Origin of the sequence: Rhodococcus sp. EPR-157 (genome assembly GCF_001647195.1) — a bacterium.
GTDB lineage: Bacteria > Actinomycetota > Actinomycetes > Mycobacteriales > Mycobacteriaceae > Rhodococcoides.
Map to the genome: position 1 here is coordinate 1 of NZ_LVCV01000214.1, position 1,299 is coordinate 1,299.

A 1,299-nucleotide genomic window follows, 5' to 3' on the forward strand; every position below is an offset into this window, starting at 1 on the left:
TATCCACGCGGACACTCTATCGACGCTCAGCGGGGCTCAGTCGGAACTGCCGCCGGGGGGACGCGTTTCGAGGAACATTTGAAGGAACGACGATGCCTGAGGTTTGGACTCCGACGTATGTCGGGGCGTCTCCGTCGTCTGCTCTGATTCGGGGTGATCTGACCTGCTCATCATGAAGTCCACTCTCTCGACCGACTGTCGACAATCAGCACGCCCGCGCCGAGCACGTCGAGGATCATCCGAACCGGACGTGTCGGCGCGAAGATGCGAACACGCGAATCCGTCGCCGATGCTGCGTCGATCACGGCATTCGCGGCGCCGGAGTAGATGAACGACACCGCGGACAGATCGACCAACACGTCGGCGCCACTGCTGAGGAGATCCTCGAGTTTTCCGGTCAGTTCTGGTCGAGCGGTCATATCCAGGTCGCCCGATACTCGCAGTACTGAATACGAGGTCGAGTAGGACTCGACCTCGACCGAGTATCGGGGAGCTTCGCCGACGGATTGTGCGGCGGCGTCGACGGACAAGGAGTTGGCTGCAGTGATCATCTCTTCTGCCCTTCGCGTCGTATTTCGTGCCTGTACAAACTCTGACAGGGAAAGATCTCGTGTCCGTTTCGAGTTTCGTCACGGTAAGGCATCTAGCGAGTAACAGATCAGTAACGACGAGCTGTGAGCGCTGTCAGCGCAAGCCGGCGGCGAGGACGATCTGCTCGGCCATCGACCGAGCGGAGTCCGCGGTCGGATGAACGCCGTCGAACGTCGCGCCCGGTGTCTTCAGCGTCGACGCGAAGTCGGCAAGTGGGAGGCCGCGTTCGGCGGCAAGGTTTCGGATGGCGATGTTCAACCGGTCGTCCGGCGCCGACCTCGACGGTGGCACGGTGGCGAGTACGACGGTGTCGACGCCTCGGGCCTGGTCCAGGATCGATCGAAGATTCGCGATGGTCTCTGCCAGAGGTACCCCGCGCGCCTGATCGTTGGTTCCACCGTTGACGACGAGCACATCAGGCTCGGCGGCGAGCGCCTCGTCCATACGAGCCGCGATCTGTGCGGTGGTCTCGCCTGTGGCGCCTGCGTTGCGTCCGTCGGCGGCAGCCGCGCCGTCCCCGCACACGAGGTGGGAGTACCACGAGGTATCGCCGTGGATACCCCAGTCGGCGACGGAATTGCCCTCGGCGATCGAGTCTCCGAGTGCAACGAGCCGTGGTCCGTCGCTGCTCGTGCTCCACCCGAAGCACTCGGCATTCCAGAGATACAGAACAGGCGTCTTCAGCGGGCCGAGCACTAGTCCGGCGAC

At 63.1% G+C, this 1,299-nt stretch carries 2 protein-coding genes; both read right to left on the minus strand.

All coding sequences use genetic code 11. The annotated features are described in order from the left end of the window. Positions 1-170: 170 nt before the first annotated feature. A complete protein-coding gene (locus A2J03_RS09830) occupies positions 171-551 on the minus strand; it encodes an STAS domain-containing protein (RefSeq protein WP_068372792.1) in 381 nt (126 codons plus the stop codon). Positions 552-684: 133 nt separating this feature from the next. Next, on the minus strand, positions 685-1,299 hold a 615-nt coding region (locus A2J03_RS09835), incomplete at its 5' end, for an SGNH/GDSL hydrolase family protein (protein ID WP_068372795.1).

Bases quoted from the DNA above. Each gene is read 5' to 3' on its own strand.
- A2J03_RS09830 (WP_068372792.1), bottom strand. From the start codon at position 551: ATGATCACTGCAGCCAACTCCTTGTCCGTCGACGCCGCCGCACAATCC.